Here is a 25,600-nt window from a genome sequence, read left to right on the forward strand (position 1 = left end):
TCTAAATATAGATTTTGCTTTTCATCTATTTCGCCTTTTATCTTAGCGCTATTCTTCGCGGCGCATCAAATTTTCCCTGTCATTGCTATCTCCATCACCAGGAGACAACCAATGACAACAAAGAAAACTCTGGGTATTGGAACTCTGGCCGCCGCCATCCTCGGCGCACTGGCCTTCCAGGTTTCGGCCATGCCGGCCAACATGCAGATCGTAGGCAAGGCAAATCCGCCCATCGGTCACTACGAATTCTGCCGGACCTATGCCGGCGAATGCGCAGGAAGCCAGGTCGACAGCGGCCCGATGCAGCTGACCGAAGCACTCTGGAAGAGCATTCTTGAGGTGAACTACACCGTCAACAGCTCGATCACCCCCCTCACCGACCTTGAGATCTACGGCGTCGAGGAGCGGTGGGCCTATCCCAGGAGCGTCGGAGACTGCGAAGATTTTGCCCTGCTCAAGCGCAAGATGCTGATCGATCGCGGTGTCGACCCAGCCGACCTCCTGATGACCGTCGTCTTGCAGCCGAATGGAGAGGGGCATGCCGTTCTGACCATCCGCACGGACCACGGCGACTTCATTCTCGACAACATGCGCAACAAGGTGCTGCTGTGGTCCGAGACCGAATACACCTATCTGAAGCGTCAGTCGTCCAGCCAACCCAGCCGCTGGGTGAAACTCCAGGACGGACGCGCCGGCGCCGTTGGCAGCGTATCCCAATAAGCCACGCCGCCGCCTTCTTCTGGCCCGGTCTGTCCCCGCCTACCCGTCCCCCGACCGGAGCCAATGAGCCGGTCCCGTCCAACCGGGACCGGCTCTCCTTTTGTCCGCCGCACGCCTTTGCGCCTGCCCTTAACCGCAAATTAACCATGCCAGCCGAAATCTGCTCTTAGGCGAGAACGCGTCGACGACGTTCCGCCCAGAGGATGGAGCCGACATGCGGGCTGGGGCAGGCGAATTGGAACCAGAGGACGAACAGGCGCCACTGATCTCAACGCGCTTCCTGGTGCTCGTGACGCTTGCCGTTCTTCTTCTCTCCGCAGCCTCGGTCGCCATCAGCTGGTTCGGACGCGCCTATGGAGAGCGCCTCTCTCTTGCGGGACATACAGAAAGCACCGAGATCGTCGAGATCACCATTGGGAGAGACCAGCTCTCGCTCCCGGCCAACACGATCCGATTCGAACAGCAGCGCCTGGGCGGGAACGCCGAACGTGTTGATCTCTACCTGCTATGGCCGGAACTCACCGGCTATTCCAGCGCAGAGCGGAGACGGTTCGACGATCTCAGCCTCGCACACAGCCTGATCTTCCTGCAGATGTCCCAGAGCACAATGTCACGGGACATGTCCGGTCGGGTGGACCCCATCTACAGACACTTGATCAACCCAGGATCTGATCCGGGGCCGGGTGGCCTTGAAATACACAGGTTCCGGAGCGCGACCGGCTATGAAGGTGAGAGCCTTCTCACGGGGACACTGCCCGATGGGCAACAATACGCAATTCGCTGCACGCTGCCCGAATTGCCCGAGAATGGCGGTAGCAGCGACTGCCAGCGCGACATTCATGTCGGCGAGGACCTGAGCGTTCTCTACCGCTTTTCGAGCCGCCTGCTCCCAGACTGGCAGGCCATTGATGACGCCGTGCGCACCTATGTGAAGAGCCATAGCAGAGCGGTCTCTTCCAGCGGGACGTCTAAAAATCCACTCAAAGCGTCAACCGACCGTTCATCATAAACTTCTTGGTAAGGCTCATTCCGTAGGGTCGATAGAGATGGTCGCGATTGGGGGAAAGCGTCCGGTCGTCAATTACGCAATTAAAGAGTATCGTGGTGCACAAAGTTCTGGGAAGCTACAACTTCGCCGCCGCCCTTCGTCGGTTCGTCGTCGCAGCAGTTGCGGTTATCGTAACAACGGTCGCCGCCTCCAGCGTGGCCCAAGCCAATCCCAAATATGCCGGGATCGTCATCGACGTCAAAACGGGCAAGGTTCTCTACAGCGAAAATGCCGACAGCCTGCGCTATCCCGCGTCGCTGACCAAGATGATGACGCTCTATATGGTCTTCGAGGCGCTGGAGGCCGGCCGCATCACCCTCAACAGCAAGGTGCCGTTCTCGGCAAATGCTGCCAAGGAGCCGCCATCGAAACTCGGTGTCGGCACGGGGCGCAGCATCACCGTCGAGCAGGCGATCCTGTCGCTCGTAACGCGTTCCGCCAATGACGTTGCGACGGCACTTGCCGAATATGTCGGCGGGTCCGAGCAGCGCTTTGCTCAGATGATGACCGCCAAGGCGCGCAGTCTCGGCATGACGAAGACCACCTATCGCAATGCCCATGGTCTGCCGAACACGGCGCAAATGACGACTGCGCGTGATCAGGCTCGGCTCAGCATCGCACTTCGCCAGCACTTCCCGCAGTATTACGGTTATTTCTCCACCCGCAGCTTCCGGTTCGGCAAGCAGACGATTGGAAACCACAACCGTCTGCTTGGCCAGGTGCGCGGCGTAGACGGCATCAAGACGGGTTACACTCGCGCTGCCGGCTACAATCTCGCGACCTCCGCAGAGGCTGATGGCCGATCGATCGTGGCAGTCGTGCTCGGTGCAACGTCCGGAGCTCGCCGAAACGCGCAGATGACCAGTCTCGTCAATCGCTACTTCCCCGAAGCCTCGAGTTCGCGTGGCGGTGGCAAGCTCATTGCGAAAAACGACACGTCCATGGCTCCCGCTCAGGCGACGGCCTCCATCGGCGACGCTGGCGTGCCGAACCTGCCGCAGACCGGCCCTCTGCCGAGTGTCCGTTATAACGGCGTGGCGCAGGCCTATGCCGCTTCGCCGGCAGTCAATGCCGCCAGTGCGGCTCTGGAAACCATGCGGCCGACCGCGCCTGCAGCAAGTTCCCGCGACGCTGTTCCAGTGCCTCAGCCCGCCCCCGCCTATATGCCGAATTCTGGAGCAGCGGTGGAGCCGGCAGATGTCACCCAGTCCGTCGCTGCCGCTTCCGCGACACCGACAGAAATCGACAGCGTCACCACAGCATCCACCGCGCCGCGTTCCGGCTGGGTGGTCCAGATCGGCACGTCGCCGGACAAGGATCTGGCCATGGATCTTCTGCGCACAGCGCAGGATAAAGGCGGCAAGGTATTGCGTTCCGCCACCCCCTTCACCGTTGCCTATGGCGACGGCGCCAAGCAGATCTACCGCGCCCGGTTCGGTGGATTTGACGACCAGAAGGACGCAGTCCACGCCTGCAATGCCTTGAAGAAGAAGGGTATCGGTTGCTGGGCCGCCGCCCAGTAACACGGTCACCCCGCACCTCGACTTGTACTGTTTACGAGGAATACGGAATGGCAACGAAAGACTTCAGATATCAACCCGTCGATGATCAGGACAATAGCGGCCTGACGTCGGCCAACAACATGCTGCACCCGCTCCATGAAGCAGCCTACCGTCTCACCGAGATCGGCTTTCGGGAGAAGCGCTCCAAGACCAAGGATCTGATCGGACTTCTGCTTTCGCACGGGGCCCGCGCCTGGCGGTATTCGCAACCGGAAGCCAGCATCCATCTCCACATTTCGTCCCAGGCCGGGCGCTTCCCGGTCATCCTGCGCCTGCGCTGAGGACACGGATCCGACGATGCCGATCTACCGTCTGGGAGACAGGGTTCCGAAACTGCCGCCCACAGGCGCGTACTGGATCGCACCGAATGCGCAGGTCATCGGCGATGTGCAGATCGGCGATGATGTCGGCATTTGGTTCGGGGCGGTTCTGCGTGGCGACAACGATCCAATCGTGATCGGCGAGGGTTCGAACATCCAGGATGGCGTGATGGTGCATACCGATCCCGGCAAGGGGGTGAAGATCGGCGAGGGCTGCACCATCGGCCATCATGCCATCATTCATGGCTGCACAATCGGAAACAACTCACTGATCGGCATGGGCGCAACGGTGCTGAACGGTGCCCGGATCGGCGACAACTGCCTCGTCGGCGCCAATGCGCTGATCACCGAGGGCAAGAGCTTCCCGGACAATTCCCTCATCGTCGGTTCACCGGCACGGGTCGTGCGGACGCTCGACGACGCGGCGATTGCGGGACTGAGGCTTTCTGCCCAGAATTACGTGCGCAACTGGCGCAGTTTTGCCTCGGAGCTGCAGCCCCTCTAGGCGCTGCCGCCGTCAGGCCGCGATCTCGGTGCAGGTCGCGCACAATCCCCTGATCTCGATCGTTGTCTTTTCCGGCTTGAAGCTGCGGCTTCGGGTAATGGTTTCCAGCCGATGATCGACGTCATGGTCGTGAAACTCCGTCACATGACCGCACTTGTTGCAGATCATGAAGGCCACGGTGCCGTGCCCCGAGCAGCCGTCATGCGGATGCGCGCATGCGACAAAAGCATTCAGGCTTTCAAGCCGATGGACCATGCCGAACTCGACGAGCTTGTCGAGCGCACGGTAGACCTGCAGCGGCGCGCGAAAACCATGCTCCCTCAGCCGATCAAGCAGCGTATAGGCCGAGAGCGGCCCGTCGCTGTCCACGAGCGCGTCGAAGACGAGTGACTGATTGCGCGTGAGATCGGTCTTGGTCATGGGGTCAGGCCCTCGGTCGAAGGTCGGTTGTCCGGCCGCCCGGTCGGGGCAACAGGCTGATGATGAAGAGCAGGAGCGCGGCGACCACGATCGACGGTCCGGACGGCGTATCATAGGTCAGCGAGCCGAAGAGACCCATGACGACAGAAACGGCCCCGATCACCGAAGCGAGCACCGCCATGACTTCCGGCGTCGTGGCAAACCGTCGGGCAGCGGCGGCCGGAATGATCAGCAGCGAGGTGATCAGCATGATGCCGACGATCTTCATTGCGATGGCAATCACGAGTGCCATCAGCAGCATGAAGATGATCCGCGCCCGTTCAGGCTGCATGCCCTCGGCTTCGGCGAGTTCGACATTGACCGTGCCGGCGAGCAGCGGCCGCCAGAGCCAGGCAATGATGGCTACCACGAAGAGGCCACCGATCCAGACGATGGCGACATCCGTCGGCGTCACGGCCAGGATGTCGCCGAAGAGGAAGGCGATGAGGTCGAACCGGACCCAGGTCATGAAGGCGACCATGACAAGGCCGATTGCCAGGGTCGCGTGGCTGAGGATGCCGAGCAGCGCATCCGCCGAAAGCCCCTGTCGCTTCTGCAGGACGATGAGGATCAGCGAGACGAGCGCAGCGACCACGAAGACGCTGACCATGAGGTTGAGTGAAAAGAAGAGCGAGAGCGCCACGCCAAGCAGGGCCGAATGGGCCATGGTGTCGCCGAAATAGGCCATCCGCCGCCAGATCACGAAACAGCCGAGCGGCCCGGTCGTGAGCGCAAGGCCGATGCCGGCGAGCATGGCGCGGACGAAAAAGTCATCCAGCATGGTCGTGCTCCCGGTTCTTATGGTGGCCATGGCCATGGTCATGGTCTTCGTGGTGATCATCGCCATGGTGGTGGCCATCTTCCGGATGGCAGTGATCGGTCACGCTTCCGTCAGCATGCTGCACGCGGCCATCGGGCAGGTGCGTGTGGTCATGTTCATGGCTGTAGACGGCGAGCGTTTGCGCTGCCTTGGCGCCGAAGAGCCGCATGTATTCCGGGCTCTGGCTGACGGCAGCCGGTGTTCCCCGGCAACAGACGTGACCGTTGAGGCAGATCACCGTGTCGGTCTCCGCCATGACCACGTGAAGGTCGTGTGAAATCAGCAAGATGCCACATCCGGTCGCATTGCGAATGGATGTGATGAGGGCATACAGCGCAATCTCGCCTGAGAAATCGACGCCCTGGACCGGTTCGTCGAGGACCAAGATATCCGGCTTTCGCGCCATGGCGCGGGCAAGCAGGGCCCGCTGAAATTCCCCGCCGGAGAGATGCTGAACCTCGGCCCCGGCGAGATGGGCAATGCCGACAGCCTGGAGTGCTGCGTCAACCTCTTCCGCCGGCAGAGGCGCCGTCAGGGTCATCAGGCGCCGCACGGTGAGCGGCATCGTCCAGTCGACCGCCAGACGTTGCGGCACGTATCCGACCCGTAGGCCGGCCTTGCGCTCGACCCTCCCCTCGTCGGCCTTCATGACACCAATGGCCATCTTGGCGCTTGTCGACTTGCCAGAGCCGTTCGGGCCGATCAGCGTGACGATTTCGCCCGGGCGAACGGAGAAGTCCACCCCGCGTACGAGCCAACGCCCGTTGCGGTAGACACCAGCGCCGGCGAGTGACACCAGCGGTGCGGCCTCCCGTGATTTCATGGCATTCATGGGTTTCTCGAGATTTTCATATTGCCACCTCCTATGCCACACGTTATAGCATTACGCAACGGACGTAATTGTATTACATAACGACATTGGGAGCTCTGCATGACCTGCAATCGCCTTGGACTGGCTGCCTCGACAACGCTTCTTTTCCTGTCCCCCACCCTCGCCTCGGCGGCTCCTGACGTCGTGGTTTCAATCAAACCCGTGCACTCGCTCGTCGCCTCGATCATGAAGGGCATCGGCGAACCCTCATTGATCGTCGAGGGTGCGGCCTCCCCGCACACCTACACACTGAAGCCATCGAATGCCCGCGCGCTGGAGAATGCAGATCTCGTGTTTTGGATTGGCCCGGGCCTCGAAGCCTTCCTGGACAAGCCACTGGAGGCTTTGCCGAAGAAGGCCAAGGTGGTCGAGCTCGAAGACGCGCCAGGACTGACCACGCTGTCGTTTCGCGAGGGCGGCGCCTTTGAGGGGCACGACCACGGCGAGCAAGCTGAAGATGGCGAGAATGACGAGGGTCACGCCCATGAAGGCAGCGAGGACCATGCTCATGATCACGGCGCTGAAGAAGCCGGCCAGTCAGATCACACCGAAGCCGTACACGCCCATGAAGGCGGACACGACCATGCGGCGGAAGACGCCGCAGAGGCCGGCGATAACCACGCACACGAGAGCCATGCTCCGGAGGCGCACGATCACGCCGAAGAAGGGCATGGCGGAACCGACATGCATCTGTGGCTCGACCCGACCAATGCCAAGGCCATGGCAGCCGCAATCGCCAAGAGCCTGAGCGAAGCCGATCCCGTGAACAAGACTGCCTATGAGGCCAATCTCGCTGCTCTCGACATCGAAATCCAGGCGCTCGACACGGAGATTGCCACGCAGCTGAAGCCAGTGCTCGAGAAGCCCTTCATCGTCTTTCACGATGCCTATCAGTATTTCGAGAATCGCTATGGCGTGCGAGTGGCAGGATCGGTCACCGTCAGCCCTGAATCCATGCCGGGTGCCGAGCGGCTGTCGACCATCCATGCCAAGATCGAGGAGCTCGGAGCGGCCTGCGTGTTTGCCGAACCGCAGTTCGAACCAAAGCTGATCGGCGTTGTGACCGAGGGCACGCAGGCCAAGTCTGGTGTTCTTGATCCCGAGGGCGGTGCGCTCGAGGCTGGACCAGCCCTCTATGGCCAGTTGATGCGCAATCTTGCCACCTCCATGAGCGACTGCCTCTCACAATAATCTGGTCCCTCCCCGGGCGCGAAAGGCGGAACCTCGGCTCCGCCTTTTTCCGGCCCGATGATGTTATGTTATTACATTAATTTGAGTCATTCCATGAAAAAGCTTCCCGTAACCGTCCTCTCCGGATTTCTGGGGGCCGGCAAGACGACCCTGCTCAACCATGTCCTCGCCAATCGAGACGGTTTGCGGGTCGCCGTGATCGTCAACGACATGAGTGAGGTGAATATCGATGCGGCGCTTGTGCGTGGCGGGGACGCTGCGCTTTCCCGCACGCAGGAACAACTGGTGGAAATGAGCAATGGCTGCATCTGTTGCACATTGCGGGACGACCTCTTGAACGAGGTGCGCGGACTCGCCGAACAGGGACGCTTTGATTATCTGCTGATCGAGGCGACCGGCATAGCCGAACCCCTGCCGATTGCCACCACCTTCGACTTTCGCGACGACGAGGGCCGTAGCCTCTCCGACATTGCCCGATTGGACACGATGGTGACGGTCGTCGATGCCGCCAATCTCATCGGCGACTATTCCTCGAGCGATTTTCTTGCCGATCGCGGCGAGACTGCTGGCGAAAACGACAACCGAACACTGGTCGATCTGCTCGTCGAACAAATCGAATTCGCCGATGTGATCATTCTCAACAAGGTCAGCACGGCGACCTCCGAGCAGCTCGATGCGGCGCGCAAGATCATTGCGGGTCTGAATGCCGATGCCCGCGTCATCGAGACCGACTTTGCCCATGTGGCGGCAAAGGACATCCTCGGGACCGGGCTCTTCGATTTTGCCAAAGCCGAGACGCATCCATTGTGGTTCCAGGAACTGCACGGCTTCCGCGATCATCTTCCAGAAACGGAGGAATATGGGATCCGCTCCTTCGTCTACCGCGCCCGCGCACCGTTCGACCCAACCCGCTTCCGGGCCTTTCTCGATCGCTCCTGGCCGGGCGTCATCCGTGCGAAAGGTTTCTTCTGGCTCGCCACACGCCCGCATCATGTCGGGGAATTGAGCCAGGCCGGCCCGCTCGTCCGGACGACCAAGATGGGATTGTGGTGGGCGTCTGTGCCGAAATCTCGCTGGCCCGACGACCCGGCCTTCCTCAACGCGATGACGCCCTATCTCGACAAGGAATGGGGGGACCGGCGGCAGGAGATTGTCTTCATCGGTGCTGATCCGATGGATCAGCACCGGATCACCGCCGAACTGGACGATTGTCTCGTATCCGCGAGCGCCTTTAAGCCGACAGCCTGGGAAGGACTTGCCGACCCCTTCGCCCGTTGGGCCTGAGGATCAGATCTTTCCGCGCTTTTGCAGGACGGACAGAACAACCGCTGCGCCGGTTTCACCGGCGGGCCGTTCTGTTTGCAGCTTGCGCCAGACGTCGTCATATCCGCTCAGCATCGCTGCGCGCTGCGGCGTGTCGAGCGACAGTCGCTCCGACCAACGCACAAGGCTTGCCGGCCGAAGCACGTCGTTGAAATATTCCGGGACCACGGCATAGTCCGCAATCAGGTTCGGCAGAGCGCCGGTCCAGATCTTGATACGGTTGGCGAGGAGGCGGATGATCCAGTCGCCCCTGTAGGTGGAGACGACGGGCACATGCGCAAGTGCGAGTTCCAGGATCACAGTGCCGGAGGCGGCGATCGCAGCGTCCGCCTGCTCGAAGGCGCGCCACTTTGCATCGTCGCCAAGGACAATCTCCGGCCTGAGCGCCCAGTCCCGCGTGATCTCGCGCACTCGCGCCTCCTGTCGCGCGACGGTCGGCAGGACGAAACGCGTCTCGCCATTGCGGGCGACGAACTCCTGCATGGCCTCGCCAAAGACCGGCAAAAGCTGCGTGATCTCGCTGCCACGTGACCCTGGCAACAGGAGAATGGTGCGGCCCTCGCCCTCCGCTCTTGCGCCTCTCGCCTTGCGGGATTCGCGAACGCGCCGGATATCGGGGTGGCTCGATAGACGATGGCCAACAAAATAGGTTTCCGGACCGCCGAGCTGCTGCATGACGGCAGGCTCGAAGGGCAGGACCGCCAGCACCGCATCGACATAGTCGAGCATGGCCTTGGCGCGGTATTCCTTCCAGGCCCAAACGCTCGGGCAGACATAATTGACCACGGTCAGGTCGGGAAGCTTTTGCCGCACCTTTCTGGCCACACGATGGGTGAAATCCGGGCTGTCGACGATCAACAGCAGATCAGGCTCTGCCTTGATGATCGCATCCGCCGTCAGCGAGATCAGCTTGATGAGGCGCGGCAGTTTCGACAGGACCTGGGTAATGCCCATGATCGAGAGCTCGGAAAAATCGAAGAGCGATTTCAAGCCTTGCACCTCGAGCGCGTCACCGCCGACGCCGACGAGTTCGACGGGTCCCTGATGCATGGCTTTGACTTGCGCGATGAGATCCGCGCCGAGCAAGTCACCGGAGACTTCGCCGGCAATCACGGCGATCTTCAGCGGTTTATCGCTCACGATCCAAGCTCCTTGTTTGACCGGTCTATGCCGACGACGAAAATGCCGGCAGCATCCGCAGCCACGATCATCGCGTCGCGCTCGACCACGAGCGCCCGCCCGGCTTCGACGGCAATGCCAGCGAGCCCTGCGGCCTTGGCGTTCGCAACAGTCGAGACCCCTATGGTCGGCAGATCTGCCCGCAGATCCTGCTGCGGCTTGCAGAGTTTGACCAGAACGCCCTTGCGGCGTTGCGAGATCCTGCCCTCTGCGCGCAATCCCTGCACCCGGGCCAGCATGGCGTCGGTACCTTCGACGCCTTCCAGGGCTACGATACGGCCGCCGACTGCAACCGCCCCCTGCCCCACATCGAGCCTGCCAAGCGTTTCGGCGGCATCCGCGGCCCTGCCGATATCCTTCAACGCATCGGCGTCCGGGGAAACCGCCCCGAGCGGTCCAACCGTTGCCAGCAGACCTGGAAGGATCTCGTGTGCACCGAGCACTTCGCAGCCCTGCGCTTCGATCAGCGAGATCACCATGCGCAACACGGCATCGTCACCGCCGGCCAGCAGGGTCTTCAGCGCACTGGGAAGTTTCAGGAGGGATTTCCAGTTGACCCGGATATCGCCAAAGGCCGGGCGTCGCTTGACGGCACCCGACATCACCACCCGACGGATATCATGCTGACGGAACAGGGCGGAAAGGCCTGCCATGTCGCCGATACCGATCACCGCAGTGTCGAACCCTTGCCAGATGTCGTCAGCCTCATTTTTCAGTCTGAGAACAAATGGATCTTCGCCTGCCTCGCGTGCAGCCTCGGCCAGGAAGAGCGGCAGTTTTCCGCTGCCAGCGATGATCGCGAGGCGACCGGTCCGCGGCAGGCCGTCACGGTGCGCGGCCGCCGTCATGGATCAGGTCTTGCCGCGATGGGGCGAAGACAGAGCCCGGTCGCTTTCAGCCGCGATGAAGTCGAGGATTTCGATCGCCGGCGGGCAGTCGAGATATTCGTCGCGGATCTCGGCTGCATTGGCACGGGCCGAGCCTTCGCTCTCGAAGATCTGCTTGAAGGCGCGACGGACCTGATGGATGACCGAACGCTCGATGCCGGACCGGCTCATGCCGACCACATTGAGGCCGCCCAGGATGCCCGGGTTCCCATTCAGCATGCCATAGGGAATGACATCATAGGCGACGGCGGACAGTCCGCCGATGAACGCCTGACGACCGATACGGACGAACTGATGCACGGCGCAGCCGCCACTGAGGATGGCCTTGTCCTCGACGCGGACATGCCCGGCGAGCATGACATTGTTGGAGAGAATAATCCCGCTGCCGAGAATGCAGTCATGCGCGACATGCGAATTCGCAAGGAACAGGCAGTTGTCGCCGACCTGCGTAATACCGCCGCCGCCGACCGTGCCGCAGTTCATCGTCACGCCTTCGCGCATTGTGCAGTTCGCGCCGACGACCAGTCTGGAATCTACGCCCGCCTCGTGGAGGCTCTGCGATACACCGCCGATCACGGCCATCGGGTGGATCTGCGTGCCGGCGCCGATTTCGGTCAATCCGGTCACAACAGCGTTCGACAGGAGCTCGACACCGTCCTTCAGCGTGACACGCGGACCGACGCGGCAGAAGGGTCCAATCCGGACATTCTCACCGATCACCGCGCCGTCTTCGACCACGGCCATCGGATGGATGACGGCGCTTGCGGCGATCTGGCTCATTTCTGATCCTTGCGCATGATCATGGCACCGATGTCGGCCTCGGCGACCAGTGCGCCGTCGACCTTGGCGTCGCAATGGAATTTCCAGATATTGCCGCGCTGCTTCTGCTTCACGACGTGGAATTCGACTCGATCACCCGGCACAACCGGCTTGCGGAAGCGGGCATTGTCGATCGTCATGAAGTAGACGAGATTTCCACCCTCGCCCTGCAACCGGGCACAGATCGCACCGGCAGTCTGCGCCATGCCTTCGATCAGAAGCACGCCGGGCATGATCGGGCTTTCCGGAAAATGGCCGGTGAAATGCGGCTCGTTGGCCGTGACGTTCTTGATGCCGATGGCAGAATTGTCACCGTCGATCTCAATGATCTTGTCCACCAGCAGGAAGGGGTAGCGGTGGGGCAGAAGCTTCATGATCTCGAGGATATCAGCCGATCCCAATTCGCTCTTCGCGAGTTCAGTCATTGCTGGCTCCCTTGTCCTTGGCGCGGCCGTCGTAGCGGCTCAATGTGTCCGCTACCTCGCGCAGATAATCCTTCAACGGGCGGGCCGGAACACCGCCGTATCTCTCGCCCGGGGGCACGTCTGCAAGAACGCCGCTCATGGCGGCAATCTGTGCGCCGTCGCCAATCTTGATATGACCATTCACGCCGGCGGCGCCGCCAATCATGACCCCATCCCCGATGACCGTGCTGCCGGCAATGCCAACCTGGCTCACAATGCCACAATGACGCCCGATGCGAACGTTGTGACCAACCTGGACCAGATTGTCGATCTTGGTGCCCTCGCCGATTACCGTATCGTCCATGGTGCCACGATCGATCGTGGTGTTGGCACCAATCTCGACGTGATCCTGGATGATGACGCGGCCAACCTGAACGATCTTGAGCATGCCACGGGGACCCGGCGCATAGCCGAAGCCGTCCTGGCCGATGCGGGCACCGTTGTGGATGATGACATTGTTACCGATAAGGGCCACCTGGACTGTCGCGCCACCGGCAATCACGCAGTCGCGGCCAATGCGGACGCCCGGCCCGATAACGGCGCCAGGCCCGATACGGGTCCCGCTGCCGATTTCGACATCGGCACCGATGACAGCCATCGGCTCGATCTCGACGCCGGGCTCCAGACTTGCGGAGGGATCGACATAGGCCGCTGGCGAAATCTTCGCCGGCTCCGATGTCGTAAGCGCCGGCTTCAGCCCCTGAGGATGCAGAAGAGCACCTGCAAGCGCAAATGCGGTATGGGCACTTTTGGCGACCAGAACGGGAATATGTGCGGGGATGAGGGACAGAAGCGGCTTTTCGCAGAAAATCGCCGTCGCCTGGCATGTCGCCAGCTCATCACGGTTGCGGCGGGAGAGGATGTAGCACACATCCCCGTCCTTTGCGCGCGCCACCGGCGACACGGATCGAACGATCCGCTCACCATGGCTCTCGTCCTGCAATTCCGCCCCCGTCTGCTGCGCAAGCGCAGCCAAGGTCACCCCTGAATGGGGCGGAAAGAAATGATTATGCTCCATCAGCAAACGCTCCAGAACGTCAAACTGTCAGCAGTTCTGGACCACCAGTATTAGAACTGGTTCGCCATGCTGAAGCGGAATTCCTGGGTCTCGTCGAAGTCTTCCTTGGCGACCGGAACCGCGTAGTCGACACGAAGAGCGCCGAAGGGCGAATTCCAGATCACACCTGCGCCAACCGAAGCACGGAGCGACATGCTCGTCCCCTGGGCACCGCCATCGCTCGCCAGGTCGCTGCCGAACAGTGTTCCGGCGTCGGCAAAGACTGCACCGCGGAAGCCCAGATCCTGCGGGACCATCGGAAGCGGGAAAGTGGCTTCGGCGGAGGCTGCGAAGTAGGTCGTGCCGCCGATCGAGTCGTCACCCATACGCGGGCCGATACCGCTGTTGTCGAAGCCGCGAACTTCCTTGCCGCCAATCTTGAACTGCTCGAAGACGTTCAGGTTGTCGCCGAGAGCGACGACGTGACCAGCCGAACCGGCCAACGAACCGACGATGTCGAACTCGTCCGACAGCGTGTAGAACATGCGGGCGCGGATGTAAGCCTTGTAGTATTCGGAATCGCCACCGAGGCCGGCATATTCATGCGTAAAGCTCGCATAAATGCCCTCATGCGGGTTCTGCCGATCGTCGACCGTGTTGTAGACGATCGAATGACCGAGGATCGACTGCTTCCAGGTGCTGCCGCTGATCGCGTCAATATAGGGATCTGCGATCGTGTCATCACCACCGCCGGCAACACCGTCGGTCCCGAACGCGCCATCATTGATGTAATCGATGGTCTTGTAGGTGTAACGCAGAGTCGTTGCCAGATCTTCGGTGATCGGCGCGGTCACGCGGATCGTGCCGCCCTGCTCTTCGTAATCGTATTCCGAGTTGCTGCTGGTCGAGCTCTTGAAGAGGTCGAAGCCGGCGGCCAGACGGTAACCGAGGAAATAGGGCTCGGTGAAAGAGAAGTTGTAGGTCTGCGTGTCGTCGAAACCACCACCGGCCGCGAGGCGGATGAACTGGCCGCGACCGAGGAAGTTCTTTTCTTCGACAGAAGCTTCGAGAACCAGGCCACCGTCACCGACGGAATAACCGGCACCGATGCCGAACGAGCCGGTCGGCTGATCCTGTACATCCACGATGACCACGACGCGGTCCGGCGAGCTGCCGGTCTGGGTCGAAATGTTGACGGACGCGAAGAAGCCGAGGGCCTCCAGGCGGCGCTTGGCACGGGAGATGGTTTCCTGGTTGAAGGCGTCGCCTTCGGAAATATCGAACTCGCGGCGAATAACATAGTCGCGGGTACGGGTATTGCCACGAACCTCGATGCGCTCGACATAAGCGCGCTCACCCTGGTCGACGAGATAGGTCACGCCGATGGTGTTGGTCTCGAAATTGCGGTCACCGCGCGGAACGACGCGAGCGAAAGGATAACCAGCCGACGAGACGCGGCGCGAAATGGCTTCCATCGACTTCTGAACATCGCGGGCACTGTAGGTATTGCCTTCGCGGGTTTCCAGAAGGCCCTGCAGCTCGGAACCGTCGATACCGTCGACGGTCGACTCGACCGAAACGGCACCAAAGCGGTAACGCTGACCTTCGTCGACTGTGATATTGATCGTGTATTCGTTGCCGGTCTCGCTCAACACGGCCTCGGAGGAGATCACGCGGAAGTCGGCATAGCCATGGTTGTAGTAGAACTGGCGCAGCAATTCTTCATCGGCGCGCAACTTGTCCTCATTGTAGACATCCTTGCGAGTCAGGAAGGACAGGACACCCGATTCCTTCGTCTGCAGGACGGCGGCAAGGCGACCGTCGGAATAGGCGCTGTTGCCAACGAAATTGATCGTGCTGATCTTCGTGCGCTCGCCCTCATTGACGACGAAAGCGAGGTTCACGCGGCCCTCGGCCACGGTCACGACCTGCGTCGTCACTTCAACGTCGCTGCGGCCAATCGCGGCATAGGCTTCACGGATGCGCTCGATGTCCGCGCTGATGAGGCTGTCGCTATATGGACCCTGCGCCTGGGTCTGGACGATGGCCTGAAGCTTGTCGTCCTTGATCTTGCGGTTGCCGTTGAAGACGACCTGGTTGATCAGCTGGTTTTCAGCAACGGTCACGACGAGCGTGCCGCCGGATACAGAGATCTGCACATCGGAGAAGAAGCCGGTCGCGTAGAGACGCTTGACCGATTCATCGATGTCGGAGTTGGAGAAGGTCCGACCCGGCTGGATCGAAATATTGGAGCGTACAGCCTCCGCACCCACACGCTGAGCACCGCGCACATCAATACGCTGAACAACTGCAGCTTCGGCAGCAACCACCGATGCAAGAACGGCAATACCTGCGCCCGAAGACACGACACCAGCAGACAGCGCGACCGCCGATACTGCGTTCAAAAACTTTGAACCAGCCTTCATGTGTATACTATACCTTCTTCAATTGCCCCGCAGTCGGCACCCGACTCCGGCCCGTGTGTGGTTTTAACGGGTTTTACCCTACAAGCAAGTGCGCGAGTTAATTTCTGTTTACTTCATTTCAACACGTGGCCCAATCGCCACTATCGATTTGAAACATCGTAAACAAATCCTTTCCCGGCCTGCAAGCTCCCCCGTCTAGCCAATCAAACGGCTGATATCGTTCCAGGTGGCGAAGACCATCAGAGACAGGATCATCGCCATACCAATCCGGAATGCGATTTCCTGTGCGCCCTGCCCCATCGGTCTCCCCCGTACTGCTTCAATCGCGTAGAGAACCAGATGGCCCCCGTCAAGGACCGGAACTGGGAACAAATTCAAAAGCCCCAGCGAAACGGAAAGAACCGCCGCCAGATTTAACAGAGCGATAACGCCGAGCGTCGCCATCTGGCCAGAGGCCTGCACGACTCGGACCGGCCCCCCCAGCTGGTCGGCATTCATGCGGCCGGCGATCATGTTGCCGATATAATCGAATGTACCGGTAATGATGTGGCCAGTCTGACGCACGCCCTCCCAGACGGCTTCCACCGGCGATAGCTGCACGATCCGGAAGTTGCCGGCCTGCTGGTCGGTGATGATGCCAATCTGCCCGACTTCCATCTCGTTGCCGAAGCGATCGGTCGTTACGGCCCGATGCGGAACCAGATCGAAATCGACCTCCTGACCATCGCGGCGGACCGTGACCTCGACCGGAATTTCCGGCCGCATTGTGATGTAGCGCACAACATCGTCGAAGGTTTCGATGATGCGACCATCGAGAGCCACCAGAACGTCGCCGCGCGCAATTCCGGCAGCCTCAGCTGCGCTGCCAGGCTTGATGTCGGCGACGACCGGATCCGACACGGGTTTGCCCATCGTCGCGAACATGCCGGCAAAGATGACGATGGCGAGCAGGAAGTTGGCAATCGGGCCTGCGGCAACCGTCACGGCGCGTTTCCACAGCTTGGCACCGTTCAGTGTCTGGGCGCGTTCCTGCTCCGTCAGTTCTTCGACCATCGAACCATCGGGACGGCTGGCAGCATCTGCGTCACCAAAGAAGCGCACATAGCCGCCAAGCGGGATTGCCGATATCTTCCAGCGGGTTCCGTGACTGTCAGTGAAGCCGACCAGCTCAGGGCCGAAGCCGACCGAGAAGGCGAGAATCCGGATGCCCGACCAGCGCCCTGCAAGGTAGTGACCCAATTCATGAATGAAAACGAGCGCAGACAGGATCAGGATGTAAGGCAGGATATATCCGCCGAGGAAACTGAAGATTGTGCTGATGTGATCCATCTATCCGTATCCTGATCTCGCTCATGGCGAAGGTTGGCGCCGTCGGTTGCCGGATTGAATCGATCCTCAAAGACCGAAGAGGAAGGCTCCCATGGACACGACAGCATTGGCACTTCCGGCAGAACTGCCGATGGCCAAGAAAAACGCGGCAAAACAGGCAAATACAAGGCCGTCGACGCGGTCCATCACGCCACCATGGCCAGGAATCAGCTTGCTCGAATCCTTCACCCCAAATCGCCGCTTGATAAAAGACTCGAAGAGGTCGCCGATCTGGCTTGCAACCGACAGCGCCAGTGCCACCAGCCCGACCCACAGCCCGACATCCTGAAAATGGGCCATAGCGACCAGAATTCCACCCGCGACACCGGCCACGGTGCCACCAACGGCGCCTGACCAGGTTTTGCCGGGTGATATGCGCGGGGCAAGTTTGGGACCGCCGACGGCCCGACCGACGAAGTAAGCCAGAATGTCTGTCGCCCAGACAACGACGAAGACAAAAAGCATCGCGATGAAGCCGAGAGAATCCTCACCCCGGATCGCGGAAAGCGAAATGGCGCTCAGGCCGGCATAGAACAGACCGCCAGACTGCCACCAGCTCACGCGGCCGAGAAAGGACGGAATGGCCATGGTTACAACAAGACCGGCAAAGAGCGGCACTGTCATATCGGCCTCTCCGAAGAGCATGTTCAGGCTGATCAACGCCATCGACAACCAGCCGAAAGCGTTCGACCTGAGGCTGCCCTCTGCAAGACGTGTGATGGTGGACCACTCGTAATAGATCAGCAGACCGATTGCCGCAGCCAGAGCCTTGAAGGCAAGGCCGCCAAACCAGGTCGCGGCGAGAACCACCACGACCAAGACGATGGCTGAGACGATCCTGAGCTGGAGCTCGCGCGACATGGTCAAGGTCATGAGCCAACCGCCACGGCTTTGTCCGACAGACCACCGAAGCGACGGTCGCGCGCCGCGTATCGTTCCAGAACACTGTCGAACAGCGCCGGCGTGAAATCCGGCCAGAAGTCGGGCACGAACATCAGCTCGGCATAGGCCGCCTGCCAGAGCAGGAAGTTCGACAGACGCTCCTCGCCGCTCGTGCGGATCACCAGATCCGGATCCGGAATGCCGGCTGTATCGAGAAAGTCGTTGAGCTTTTGTGCATCGATCTGGGACGGATCGAGCCTGCCGGCCCGCACTTCGACCGCCAGACGTGCCGCAGCCCGTGCGATCTCGTCACGCGATCCGTAGTTGAAGGCAATCACGAGGGTCATGGCCGTATTGTCGGCCGTCGTCTCTTCCGCTTCGAGGAGGAGCGACAGAATGTCGTCGCGGAGGTTCAGCCGGTCTCCGATGACGCGCACACGGACGCCCGACCGATGCAGTTCGGCCAGATCACGGCGGATGAAGGCTTTCAGGAGACCAAAGAGTTCGTTGACCTCGGCTTCCGGTCGCCGCCAGTTTTCGGACGAGAAGGCAAACAGGGTCAGAAACGAGATCCCGGCCTCGCCGGCAGCCTTAACCGTCTCACGGACCGCCTCGACCCCCTTGCGGTGGCCAAGGGTTCGCGGCAAGCCGCGCGCGTTCGCCCAGCGTCCGTTGCCATCCATGATGATCGCAACATGCTGCGGAACGATGCGATGATGAATTGTCGACATTGGCGAGGATCCAGGCGGCTCGGAGAGTACGGCGAAAGACGACTCTGCCTTAAACCTGCATGATTTCCTTTTCCTTGTCCGCGAGCAAGCGGTCGACGTCGACAATCGTCTCGTCGGTCATCTTCTGCACCTTCTCGGACAGGGAACGGCTGTCGTCCTGGCTGATCGCGCCATCCTTCTCGGCCTTCTTCAGGCCGTCCATGCCGTCGCGGCGGACGTGGCGGATGGCAACCTTGGCTTTCTCGGCGTAATCATGCGCGACCTTGACGAGCGACTTGCGGCGCTCTTCGTTCAATTCCGGCAGAGGAATGCGCAGGTTCTGCCCATCCATGATCGGGTTGAGGCCGAGATTGGCTTCGCGGATCGCACGGTCGACAGCGTTGACCATGGACTTGTCCCAGATCGAGACACCCAGCATGCGGGGCTCGGGCACGGTCACGTTGGCCACCTGATTCAGCGGCACGCGCGAACCATAGGCTTCGACCATAACCGGATCGAGGATATTGGCCGAGGCGCGGCCCGTGCGCAGCGACGCGATATCGTTCTTGAATGCGTTGATGGCACCGTCCATGCGGCGCTTGATGTCGTTGAGATCAACCCCTGCGGTCATCATGGTTCTCCCATTGCTCTTTCAGCCGGCGGCATCACTGGATGTCCGCCATTCATTTTGATCAGTTGTCGGTGACGATGGTCATGAGACCGGCGCCGGACAGGATTTCGCCGAAGCCACCCTTCTCATGGATCGAGAAGACGATGATCGGTATGTGGTTTTCGCGCGCCAGGGCGACAGCTGCAACATCCATGACGGCGAGCCCCTTCTGCAGGACTTCATCATGCGTGAGCCGGTCGAAGCGGGTGGCGTCTGGTTCCTTCTTCGGGTCGGCGGAATAGATCCCGTCCACCTGCGTTCCCTTGAAGATCGCCTCGGCACCGATCTCGGCTGCGCGCAATGCCGCAGCGGAATCGGTGGTGAAGAATGGATTGCCCGTACCGCCTGCAAAAATTACCACCCTGCCCTGCGCCAGATGGTGCAAGGCGGCGCGCTGCGAGAAGCTCTCGCAAATCTCCGGCATGGCGATCGCCGAAAGAACGACCGTATCGATATCGCGTTTGCGCAGCGAAGTGGCAAGCGCCAGCGCGTTGATGACGGTTGCCAGCATGCCCATATGGTCGCCGGTCACCCGATCGCCGCCCTTGGAGGCGACAGCCACACCGCGGAAAATGTTGCCCCCGCCGACGACGACGCCGACTTCCACGCCCATGCGCCGGGCTTCTGCGATGTCGCCGGCAATCCGATCTGCCACCGCGACATCAATCCCGAAGCCCTGGCTTCCCATGAGGGCCTCGCCGGAAGCCTTGAGGAGGACGCGTTTGAACAATGGCTTGACGGACATGAGTGCTCCCGAATTCAATTCAGTGCCGGATACACGAAGGGCACCGCGTTGTCACGCGATGCCCGATGTTTTCCCTTGAAAGGATAGGGCGATCAGCCCTTGGCGACAGCAGCCACTTCGGCGGCGAAGTCGCTCTCTTCCTTCTCGATGCCTTCGCCGAGCAGCAGACGAGCCATGCCGGTGACTTCGATCGGAGCGCCGGCATCCTTCTCGGCAGCCTTGATGGCGTCGCCAACCGTCAGATCCGGGTTGATGACGAAAGCCTGCGACAGAAGCGCGACTTCCTCGAAGAACTTGCGCATGCGGCCTTCGACCATCTTCTCGATGATCGCGTCCGGCTTGCCCGAGGCGCGCGACTGTTCGATGAAGACATTGCGCTCGCGCTCGGCGACGGCGGCATCGACTTCTTCCGAACGGATGGCAAGCGGGTTGGTCGCAGCGATGTGCATGGCGACCTGACGGCCGATGGCAGCCAGAACGTCCTTGTTGCCGGTCGACTTCAGCGCAACGAGCACGCCGAGCTTGCCGAGGCCTTCGGAGGCGGCATTGTGGACGTAGGTCGCGACGACACCATCCTCGACCGAGAGCTTGACGGCGCGGCGCAGCGTCATGTTCTCGCCGATATGGGCGATTGCGTCCTTGATGGTGTCGGCGACCGACTTGCCGCTGGCCGGATAGGTGGCAGCGCTGATCGCATCGACGGTACCGTCGGTGCCGATGGCAACGGAAGCCACGCCGCGGACGAGGTCCTGGAAGGCGTCGTTACGGGCAACGAAGTCGGTTTCGGAGTTGACTTCGACGACAACGGCCGAGGTGCCGGCGCCATTGATGCCGACCAGGCCTTCGGCGGCCGTGCGGCCCGACTTCTTGTCGGCCTTGGCGATACCCTTGGCGCGCAGCCAGTCGATGGCGGCTTCGACGTCACCGTCGTTCTCGATGAGAGCCTTCTTGCAATCCATCATGCCTGCGCCGGACTTTTCGCGCAGTTCCTTAACCAGTGCTGCAGTGATTTCAGCCATTGTGTGCCTCTTGTCTGTTCAAGCGATGCGCCAGCCGATCGTGATCCCGGAGCATGCTGTTTGGGGGACGAAATGTACCCGGAAGTGTGACAACGTGATGAAGCAGGTCACCACGAAAACCTTGAACGCATTCAGGACCGTATCGGTGACAGGTCGCCGGAATTGCGAGGCCGCCCGAGGCTCAGACGAGCTTTCGGGCGGCCGTATCCCTTGACGGGGCGCGGCGGATCAACTCCGCCGCGTTCGAAGCATCAAGCTTCTGCTTCGGTCTCGAGAGCCGGCTCGATCGGAGCTTCGGCAGAGGCGCCGATGTCACGACCAGACGAACCCTGCTGGCGAGCGATACCGTCGATGGCAGCGCGCGAGATCAGGTCGCAGTAGAGAGCGATGGCGCGCGAAGCGTCGTCGTTGCCCGGGATCGGGTAGTCGATGAGGTCCGGATCGCAGTTCGAGTCGATGACAGCAACAACCGGGATGCCGAGGCGCTTGGCTTCGTCGATCGCGATCTTTTCCTTGTTGGTGTCGATGATGAACATCAGGTCGGGGGTGCCGCCCATGTCGCGGATACCGCCAAGAGCCTTTTCAAGCTTCTCGCGTTCGCGCTCAAGGTTCAGGCGCTCCTTCTTGGAGTAACCAGATGCTTCCGAAGACAGGATTTCGTCGAGCTTGCGCAGACGGGCGATCGAGTTCGAAATGGTCTTCCAGTTGGTCATCATGCCGCCGAGCCAGCGGGAGTTGACATAGTACTGGGCCGAACGCTTGGCGCTGTCAGCGATGATTTCCGAAGCCTGACGCTTGGTGCCGACGAAGAGAACGCGGCCGCCACGAGCGACGGTGTCGGACACGACCTGCAGGGCGCGCGACAGCATCGGAACGGTCTGAGCCAGGTCGATGATGTGGATGTTGCTACGATCGCCGAAGATGTACGGCTTCATCTTCGGGTTCCAGCGGTGCGTCTGGTGACCGAAGTGAACGCCAGCTTCCAGAAGCTGACGCATGCTAAAATCAGGCAATGCCATGCCTTTTTCTCCTTTTTCCGGTTGAACCCCCGCGAGGCAAACAGCAGACCTTTCGGCTTGCCACCGGGCGGAAGCGGCAGGATTTCTCCCTGTCGATCCCAAGCCTCGCGTGTGGAATGATGCGGGCCATACAGGTGCGACGGCCAAAAATCAAGTGTGGAAGCGGCGAATATACCGCGGCCTCGGCCGATTACTGGCAATCGCCGTTCGGCTTGCCAAGGACTTCAAGCTTGGTCAGCTTGCCGGCCAGGACAAAATCACCGTAGTCGAGCGTGAGATCACGTGTCACGCCATTCTCGTAAAGCTTGAAGGACTGACTGTAGATCGGCACCTGGTCGCCTCTGGTCTTCTCGTCGAAATAGGCGATCGAGACAGGCCAGTACTGCTGCGTTCCAAGGGACGCCAGGGCCTTGGCTTCCGGATCCGCAGCACTCGACTTCTTCGGTCCACCAACGATCGTGGTGGTCAGGAAGGTCTGGTCACCATCTTCGGAGCCATCGAAGATCCGTGATTCGAAGACCTGCTCGCCCTTGCGGGCGCGGGAGATCACTTCGAGCATGTGCTCGGCGGGGAAACGGCTGTCAGCAAGCTCGATATCACGCTTGTCGGGTCCGGTGAGTTCGATCCTGACCTTGCCATCGGCTTCGGCGGCAGCGCCGCTCACGTCCTTGTCCAACTGGTCGTCGGTGAAGGACTTGTTCTCGAATCGGAACTTGCCAGCCGACACGTCTTCGAAGGTGGTCGAGCGCTGATCGGTGACGCGCACGCCGTCGCCGACGTCGATGCGCGTGACAAAGCGAAACTGGGTGTTGAATCCCTTGCAGGCCGAGCCGCTGAATTCATAGACCATGCGCCCGCGCACGGACTCGATGCCCGAGCGGTCGGATGCCTCTTTCAGCACAATTTCGTAGACGGCGCGGTGCGGCACGAGGCCGACAGTCGCCGCAGATGCCGCCGCCCCCGTGGCGCCCACGGCAGCAAGCGCCATCGACGCACGGACCGCCATTCGCAAAGGAAACATCGACACCCTCCTGTTGGACTCGTCCTCGATGTTATAAGAACACATCCGGCAAAAGCGAGACATGCTTTTCGTCGCCACGAGTTTCTCACCTTTTATCAACAGACCGGGAATCGACCATGTCCGACACAATCGACGGCCGCCTTGCAGCACTGGGCATCAGCCTGCCGGAAGCGGCTGCCCCCGCCGCCAATTACGTGCCCTATGTGATCAGCGGAAACCTGCTGTTTCTCTCCGGCCAACTTCCAATTGAAGGCGGAAAAATGGCCGTGATCGGTCTGGTCGGCGGCGATGTCGCTCTCGCAGATGCCCAGAGAGCGGCCGAGCTCTGCGCAATCAACATCCTGGCTCAGGCCAAGGCGGCCCTTTCCGGCGACCTGTCGCGTATCACCCGGGTCGTCAAGCTCAACGGCTTCGTCGCCTCCGCGCCCGGTTTCGTCGAGCAGCACCTCGTCATCAACGGCGCCTCGAATCTGATTGCCAATGTGCTCGGCGACGCCGGCAAACATGCCCGCGCTGCCGTCGGCGTGGCGCAGCTGCCGCTGAATGCGGCCGTCGAGATCGATGCCATCCTGGAGATTGCCCAGTGAGCCGCGCCGACTGGATCAAGGATCTGCCGGTTGCCCATCGCGGCTACCACGACATGAACAAGACCATCTGGGAAAACACGCTTTCGGCTTTCAGCCGGGCGATCGAGGCCGGCTTTGCCATCGAATGTGACATCCAGCTTTCCTCCGACAGCGTGCCGATGGTTTTCCACGATCATGATCTGCAACGTCTCTGCAACATGACCGGTGAAGTGCGTGAGCGCACCGCCGGCGAATTGCGCATGCTGTCCATTGGCGGGACGAAGGACAAGATCCCGACCCTTCGCCAGATGCTCGACCTGGTGAAGGGTCAGGTTCCGCTGGTGATCGAACTCAAGGGGATCGATGCCGAGCATGATGACGGCTTTATCGAGGACGTGCTTGAGGTGCTCGAAGGCTATGAGGGCAAGGTCGCATTGATGAGCTTCGACTATCACCTGCTGCGCGCCCTCAAACTCGCAGAGTGCCCCTGGCCGGTCGGCCTGACGGCGGAAGGCATGAAGCCGGAGAACTTTGCCGCGCATGCGGAGGCCATGGAACTCGGCCTCGATTTCACCTCCTATTGCGTCGCGCATCTGCCCAATGAGTTCGTCACGGGCCTGCGTGAAAAGGGCACACCTGTGATTACCTGGACCGTCAGGGATGAAATCATGCGGGCGCAGACCTATAAATATGCTGATCAGATGACATTCGAAGGCTTCGACCCGCGCCAGTCGCCGGCGATCGCCTGACGGGAGATCCATGGCAGACGAGGTGACGATCCGCGTAGTCGGCTCCTTTCAGGAGATTTCATCCAGCGAATGGGGCCAGCTCTCCGGAGCGTGCCGTTCCGGGGCCAGCTACAATCCCTTCACCTCGCATGCCTTCCTCTCGGCCATCGAAGACTCGGGCTCGGCCACGGCCGAGACCGGCTGGATGGGCCATCACCTTCTGCTGGAGGAACAGGGGCGCCTGATCGGTGCAATCCCCTGTTACCTCAAGAGCCACAGCCAGGGCGAATATGTCTTCGACCACGGTTGGGCAGACGCCTTTCAGCGTGCCGGCGGACGCTACTATCCGAAACTGCAAGCCTCCATCCCCTTTACACCTGCGACCGGGCCGCGGCTCCTGGTGCGCCAGGGCGAGGATGTGATGCGGGTCCAGTCTCTCCTTGCCCAGGGGCTCCGGCAGATTGCGCAAGAACTCGAATTCTCCTCGGCGCATATTACCTTCCTTACGCAAGGGGAGCTGACCTCCGTTACGGAAGCCAACTTCCTGCACCGGACTGACCAACAGTTCCACTTCATCAATCGGGGCTATACGAACCACGAGGCTTTTCTCGCGGAGCTGTCTTCGTCCAAGCGCAAGACTCTGCGCAAGGAACGCCGGTCAGCACTCGAAAACGGATTGAGCATCGACTGGCTGACAGGCCGTGATCTGACGGAAGAGATCTGGGACCAGTTCTTCCACTTCTATATCGATACCGGCAGCCGCAAGTGGGGTCGCCCCTATCTCACCCGCATGTTCTATTCACTGGTCGGCGAGCGCATGGCCGACGACATCCTGCTGGTGATGGCGAAGCGCAACGGGCGCTATGTGGCCGGCGCGATCAATTTCATCGGCGCAGATGCCCTCTACGGTCGCCACTGGGGCTGCATCGAGGACCACCCCTTCCTGCATTTCGAAGTCTGTTATCATCAGGCTATCGACTTTGCGCTGGAGAAGGGCCTTGCCCGCGTCGAAGCCGGCGCTCAAGGCGAGCACAAGCTGGCGCGCGGCTACGAGCCTGTCATCACCCATTCCGCCCATTTCATCACGCATCCGGGATTGCGTCGTGCCGTGGCGGACTATCTCGAACAGGAACGTCGCGAGGTCGCGCAGATCGGCGAATTTCTCGGTGAACACACCCCCTTCCGAAAAGGTGAGCGCCAACTGCGCGAAGGCGAGGAATTCGATGGTTGAGAGGCACAGTCCCTCCCTTGAAGCGGAGCGTGCCTTGCCGTTAAGTGGCC

The 25,600-nt window shown here is 60.9% G+C and carries 27 protein-coding genes; 10 read left to right on the forward strand and 17 right to left on the reverse strand.

Translation table 11 applies throughout. The features are described from left to right. Positions 1-111: 111 nt before the first annotated feature. The 5 genes from LJE98_RS16175 (at position 112) to LJE98_RS16195 (ending at position 4,155) form a co-directional block, all read left to right on the forward strand. Positions 112-720, forward strand: coding sequence for a transglutaminase-like cysteine peptidase (locus LJE98_RS16175; protein WP_229576260.1), 609 nt, complete (start codon positions 112-114; stop codon positions 718-720). A 214-nt stretch (positions 721-934) separates the two neighbouring features. Then, a complete protein-coding gene (locus LJE98_RS16180) occupies positions 935-1,729 on the forward strand; it encodes a hypothetical protein (RefSeq protein WP_229576261.1) in 795 nt (264 codons plus the stop codon). Between the two features lie 167 nt (positions 1,730-1,896). Further along, positions 1,897-3,291, forward strand: coding sequence for a serine hydrolase (locus LJE98_RS16185; protein ID WP_420710167.1), 1,395 nt, complete (start codon positions 1,897-1,899; stop codon positions 3,289-3,291). 47 nt (positions 3,292-3,338) lie between these two features. After that, a complete protein-coding gene (locus tag LJE98_RS16190) occupies positions 3,339-3,611 on the forward strand; it encodes a hypothetical protein (RefSeq protein ID WP_370660322.1) in 273 nt (90 codons plus the stop codon). 16 nt (positions 3,612-3,627) lie between these two features. Then, positions 3,628-4,155, forward strand: a complete 528-nt coding sequence (locus LJE98_RS16195; protein ID WP_229576262.1) for a gamma carbonic anhydrase family protein — start codon at positions 3,628-3,630, stop codon at positions 4,153-4,155. A gap of 12 nt (positions 4,156-4,167) precedes the next feature. Here the strand turns inward: LJE98_RS16195 and LJE98_RS16200 are convergent, their stop codons facing one another. Genes LJE98_RS16200 through znuC form a run of 3 tightly spaced genes read right to left on the reverse strand, consistent with a single transcriptional unit; the run spans position 4,168 to position 6,266 of the window. Next, positions 4,168-4,575: a Fur family transcriptional regulator gene (locus tag LJE98_RS16200; RefSeq protein WP_229576263.1), complete on the reverse strand. Its 408-nt coding sequence runs from the start codon at positions 4,573-4,575 to the stop codon at positions 4,168-4,170. Positions 4,576-4,579: 4 nt separating this feature from the next. After that, a complete protein-coding gene (locus LJE98_RS16205) occupies positions 4,580-5,395 on the reverse strand; it encodes a metal ABC transporter permease (RefSeq protein WP_229576264.1) in 816 nt (271 codons plus the stop codon). Then, positions 5,385-6,266, reverse strand: coding sequence for a zinc ABC transporter ATP-binding protein ZnuC (gene znuC / locus LJE98_RS16210; RefSeq protein WP_229576265.1), 882 nt, complete (start codon positions 6,264-6,266; stop codon positions 5,385-5,387). Before znuC ends, LJE98_RS16205 begins: the two co-directional genes overlap by 11 nt. A 99-nt stretch (positions 6,267-6,365) precedes the next feature. Between znuC and LJE98_RS16215 the strand changes: the two genes are divergently transcribed. Both LJE98_RS16215 and LJE98_RS16220 read left to right on the forward strand, forming a co-directional pair. Further along, complete coding sequence (locus tag LJE98_RS16215) at positions 6,366-7,496, forward strand: zinc ABC transporter substrate-binding protein (protein WP_229576266.1); 1,131 nt, start codon at positions 6,366-6,368, stop codon at positions 7,494-7,496. A 93-nt stretch (positions 7,497-7,589) separates the two neighbouring features. Continuing rightward, a complete protein-coding gene (locus tag LJE98_RS16220; RefSeq protein ID WP_229576267.1) occupies positions 7,590-8,780 on the forward strand; it encodes a GTP-binding protein in 1,191 nt (396 codons plus the stop codon). 3 nt (positions 8,781-8,783) lie between these two features. On the opposite strand, the gene lpxB is transcribed toward LJE98_RS16220, so the two are convergent. The 14 genes from lpxB to LJE98_RS16290 form a co-directional block, all read right to left on the reverse strand. Further along, on the reverse strand, positions 8,784-9,959 hold the full coding sequence (gene lpxB / locus LJE98_RS16225) for a lipid-A-disaccharide synthase (RefSeq protein ID WP_229576268.1): 1,176 nt from the start codon (positions 9,957-9,959) through the stop codon (positions 8,784-8,786). Next, positions 9,956-10,846 carry an LpxI family protein gene (locus tag LJE98_RS16230; protein ID WP_229576269.1) on the reverse strand — a complete coding sequence of 297 codons (891 nt, stop codon included), beginning with the start codon at positions 10,844-10,846 and terminating at the stop codon, positions 9,956-9,958. Before LJE98_RS16230 ends, lpxB begins: the two co-directional genes overlap by 4 nt. Positions 10,847-10,849: 3 nt before the next feature. Then, positions 10,850-11,665 (reverse strand): acyl-ACP--UDP-N-acetylglucosamine O-acyltransferase, encoded by an 816-nt coding sequence (gene lpxA / locus LJE98_RS16235; RefSeq protein WP_229576270.1) that lies wholly within the window; start codon positions 11,663-11,665, stop codon positions 10,850-10,852. Next, on the reverse strand, positions 11,662-12,129 hold the full coding sequence (fabZ, locus tag LJE98_RS16240; protein ID WP_006728455.1) for a 3-hydroxyacyl-ACP dehydratase FabZ: 468 nt from the start codon (positions 12,127-12,129) through the stop codon (positions 11,662-11,664). The genes lpxA and fabZ overlap by 4 nt, the downstream gene beginning before the upstream one ends. Continuing rightward, positions 12,122-13,186 carry a UDP-3-O-(3-hydroxymyristoyl)glucosamine N-acyltransferase gene (gene lpxD, locus LJE98_RS16245; RefSeq protein WP_229576271.1) on the reverse strand — a complete coding sequence of 355 codons (1,065 nt, stop codon included), beginning with the start codon at positions 13,184-13,186 and terminating at the stop codon, positions 12,122-12,124. Before lpxD ends, fabZ begins: the two co-directional genes overlap by 8 nt. 50 nt (positions 13,187-13,236) lie before the next feature. Beyond that, positions 13,237-15,591, reverse strand: coding sequence for an outer membrane protein assembly factor BamA (gene bamA, locus LJE98_RS16250; RefSeq protein ID WP_229576272.1), 2,355 nt, complete (start codon positions 15,589-15,591; stop codon positions 13,237-13,239). Positions 15,592-15,786: 195 nt separating this feature from the next. Then, a complete protein-coding gene (rseP, locus tag LJE98_RS16255) occupies positions 15,787-16,920 on the reverse strand; it encodes an RIP metalloprotease RseP (protein ID WP_229576273.1) in 1,134 nt (377 codons plus the stop codon). A gap of 66 nt (positions 16,921-16,986) precedes the next feature. Further along, positions 16,987-17,820: a phosphatidate cytidylyltransferase gene (locus LJE98_RS16260; protein ID WP_229576471.1), complete on the reverse strand. Its 834-nt coding sequence runs from the start codon at positions 17,818-17,820 to the stop codon at positions 16,987-16,989. A gap of 8 nt (positions 17,821-17,828) precedes the next feature. Next, the gene (locus tag LJE98_RS16265; protein ID WP_229576274.1) at positions 17,829-18,572 is read right to left on the reverse strand and encodes an isoprenyl transferase; all 744 of its coding nucleotides are present in this window, start codon (positions 18,570-18,572) and stop codon (positions 17,829-17,831) included. Positions 18,573-18,621: 49 nt separating this feature from the next. Further along, a complete protein-coding gene (gene frr, locus LJE98_RS16270) occupies positions 18,622-19,182 on the reverse strand; it encodes a ribosome recycling factor (RefSeq protein ID WP_229576275.1) in 561 nt (186 codons plus the stop codon). Positions 19,183-19,243: 61 nt separating this feature from the next. Then, entirely contained in the window at positions 19,244-19,966 is a 723-nt protein-coding gene (pyrH, locus tag LJE98_RS16275; RefSeq protein ID WP_229576276.1) for a UMP kinase, read from the reverse strand. 92 nt (positions 19,967-20,058) lie between these two features. After that, complete coding sequence (gene tsf / locus LJE98_RS16280; RefSeq protein ID WP_229576277.1) at positions 20,059-20,985, reverse strand: translation elongation factor Ts; 927 nt, start codon at positions 20,983-20,985, stop codon at positions 20,059-20,061. Between the two features lie 251 nt (positions 20,986-21,236). Continuing rightward, complete coding sequence (gene rpsB, locus LJE98_RS16285) at positions 21,237-22,004, reverse strand: 30S ribosomal protein S2 (RefSeq protein ID WP_112245465.1); 768 nt, start codon at positions 22,002-22,004, stop codon at positions 21,237-21,239. A 190-nt stretch (positions 22,005-22,194) separates the two neighbouring features. Continuing rightward, complete coding sequence (locus LJE98_RS16290) at positions 22,195-23,010, reverse strand: cell envelope integrity EipB family protein (RefSeq protein ID WP_370660342.1); 816 nt, start codon at positions 23,008-23,010, stop codon at positions 22,195-22,197. Positions 23,011-23,141: 131 nt separating this feature from the next. Between LJE98_RS16290 and LJE98_RS16295 the strand changes: the two genes are divergently transcribed. Genes LJE98_RS16295 through LJE98_RS16305 form a run of 3 tightly spaced genes read left to right on the forward strand, consistent with a single transcriptional unit; the run spans position 23,142 to position 25,550 of the window. Continuing rightward, a complete protein-coding gene (locus LJE98_RS16295; RefSeq protein ID WP_229576279.1) occupies positions 23,142-23,612 on the forward strand; it encodes a RidA family protein in 471 nt (156 codons plus the stop codon). Continuing rightward, entirely contained in the window at positions 23,609-24,340 is a 732-nt protein-coding gene (locus LJE98_RS16300; RefSeq protein WP_229576280.1) for a glycerophosphodiester phosphodiesterase, read from the forward strand. The genes LJE98_RS16295 and LJE98_RS16300 overlap by 4 nt, the downstream gene beginning before the upstream one ends. A gap of 10 nt (positions 24,341-24,350) precedes the next feature. Then, positions 24,351-25,550, forward strand: coding sequence for a GNAT family N-acetyltransferase (locus LJE98_RS16305; protein WP_229576281.1), 1,200 nt, complete (start codon positions 24,351-24,353; stop codon positions 25,548-25,550). The last annotated feature ends 50 nt before the right edge of the window (positions 25,551-25,600 follow it).

Source organism: Rhizobium sp. 'Codium 1' (assembly GCF_020889605.1).
GTDB lineage: Bacteria > Pseudomonadota > Alphaproteobacteria > Rhizobiales > Rhizobiaceae > Allorhizobium > Allorhizobium algae.

Bases quoted from the DNA above. Each gene is read 5' to 3' on its own strand.
- LJE98_RS16305 (WP_229576281.1), top strand. From the start codon at position 24,351: ATGGCAGACGAGGTGACGATCCGCGTAGTCGGCTCCTTTCAGGAGATT.
- rseP (WP_229576273.1), bottom strand. From the start codon at position 16,920: ATGGATCACATCAGCACAATCTTCAGTTTCCTCGGCGGATATATCCTG.
- LJE98_RS16215 (WP_229576266.1), top strand. From the start codon at position 6,366: ATGACCTGCAATCGCCTTGGACTGGCTGCCTCGACAACGCTTCTTTTC.
- lpxA (WP_229576270.1), bottom strand. From the start codon at position 11,665: ATGAGCCAGATCGCCGCAAGCGCCGTCATCCATCCGATGGCCGTGGTC.
- LJE98_RS16195 (WP_229576262.1), top strand. From the start codon at position 3,628: ATGCCGATCTACCGTCTGGGAGACAGGGTTCCGAAACTGCCGCCCACA.
- frr (WP_229576275.1), bottom strand. From the start codon at position 19,182: ATGACCGCAGGGGTTGATCTCAACGACATCAAGCGCCGCATGGACGGT.
- tsf (WP_229576277.1), bottom strand. From the start codon at position 20,985: ATGGCTGAAATCACTGCAGCACTGGTTAAGGAACTGCGCGAAAAGTCC.
- bamA (WP_229576272.1), bottom strand. From the start codon at position 15,591: ATGAAGGCTGGTTCAAAGTTTTTGAACGCAGTATCGGCGGTCGCGCTG.
- LJE98_RS16205 (WP_229576264.1), bottom strand. From the start codon at position 5,395: ATGCTGGATGACTTTTTCGTCCGCGCCATGCTCGCCGGCATCGGCCTT.
- pyrH (WP_229576276.1), bottom strand. From the start codon at position 19,966: ATGTCCGTCAAGCCATTGTTCAAACGCGTCCTCCTCAAGGCTTCCGGC.
- LJE98_RS16175 (WP_229576260.1), top strand. From the start codon at position 112: ATGACAACAAAGAAAACTCTGGGTATTGGAACTCTGGCCGCCGCCATC.
- LJE98_RS16260 (WP_229576471.1), bottom strand. From the start codon at position 17,820: ATGTCGCGCGAGCTCCAGCTCAGGATCGTCTCAGCCATCGTCTTGGTC.
- LJE98_RS16230 (WP_229576269.1), bottom strand. From the start codon at position 10,846: ATGACGGCGGCCGCGCACCGTGACGGCCTGCCGCGGACCGGTCGCCTC.
- fabZ (WP_006728455.1), bottom strand. From the start codon at position 12,129: ATGACTGAACTCGCGAAGAGCGAATTGGGATCGGCTGATATCCTCGAG.
- LJE98_RS16290 (WP_370660342.1), bottom strand. From the start codon at position 23,010: ATGGCGGTCCGTGCGTCGATGGCGCTTGCTGCCGTGGGCGCCACGGGG.
- LJE98_RS16295 (WP_229576279.1), top strand. From the start codon at position 23,142: ATGTCCGACACAATCGACGGCCGCCTTGCAGCACTGGGCATCAGCCTG.
- LJE98_RS16180 (WP_229576261.1), top strand. From the start codon at position 935: ATGCGGGCTGGGGCAGGCGAATTGGAACCAGAGGACGAACAGGCGCCA.
- LJE98_RS16190 (WP_370660322.1), top strand. From the start codon at position 3,339: ATGGCAACGAAAGACTTCAGATATCAACCCGTCGATGATCAGGACAAT.
- LJE98_RS16265 (WP_229576274.1), bottom strand. From the start codon at position 18,572: ATGTCGACAATTCATCATCGCATCGTTCCGCAGCATGTTGCGATCATC.
- lpxD (WP_229576271.1), bottom strand. From the start codon at position 13,186: ATGGAGCATAATCATTTCTTTCCGCCCCATTCAGGGGTGACCTTGGCT.
- LJE98_RS16200 (WP_229576263.1), bottom strand. From the start codon at position 4,575: ATGACCAAGACCGATCTCACGCGCAATCAGTCACTCGTCTTCGACGCG.
- znuC (WP_229576265.1), bottom strand. From the start codon at position 6,266: ATGAATGCCATGAAATCACGGGAGGCCGCACCGCTGGTGTCACTCGCC.
- LJE98_RS16220 (WP_229576267.1), top strand. From the start codon at position 7,590: ATGAAAAAGCTTCCCGTAACCGTCCTCTCCGGATTTCTGGGGGCCGGC.
- rpsB (WP_112245465.1), bottom strand. From the start codon at position 22,004: ATGGCATTGCCTGATTTTAGCATGCGTCAGCTTCTGGAAGCTGGCGTT.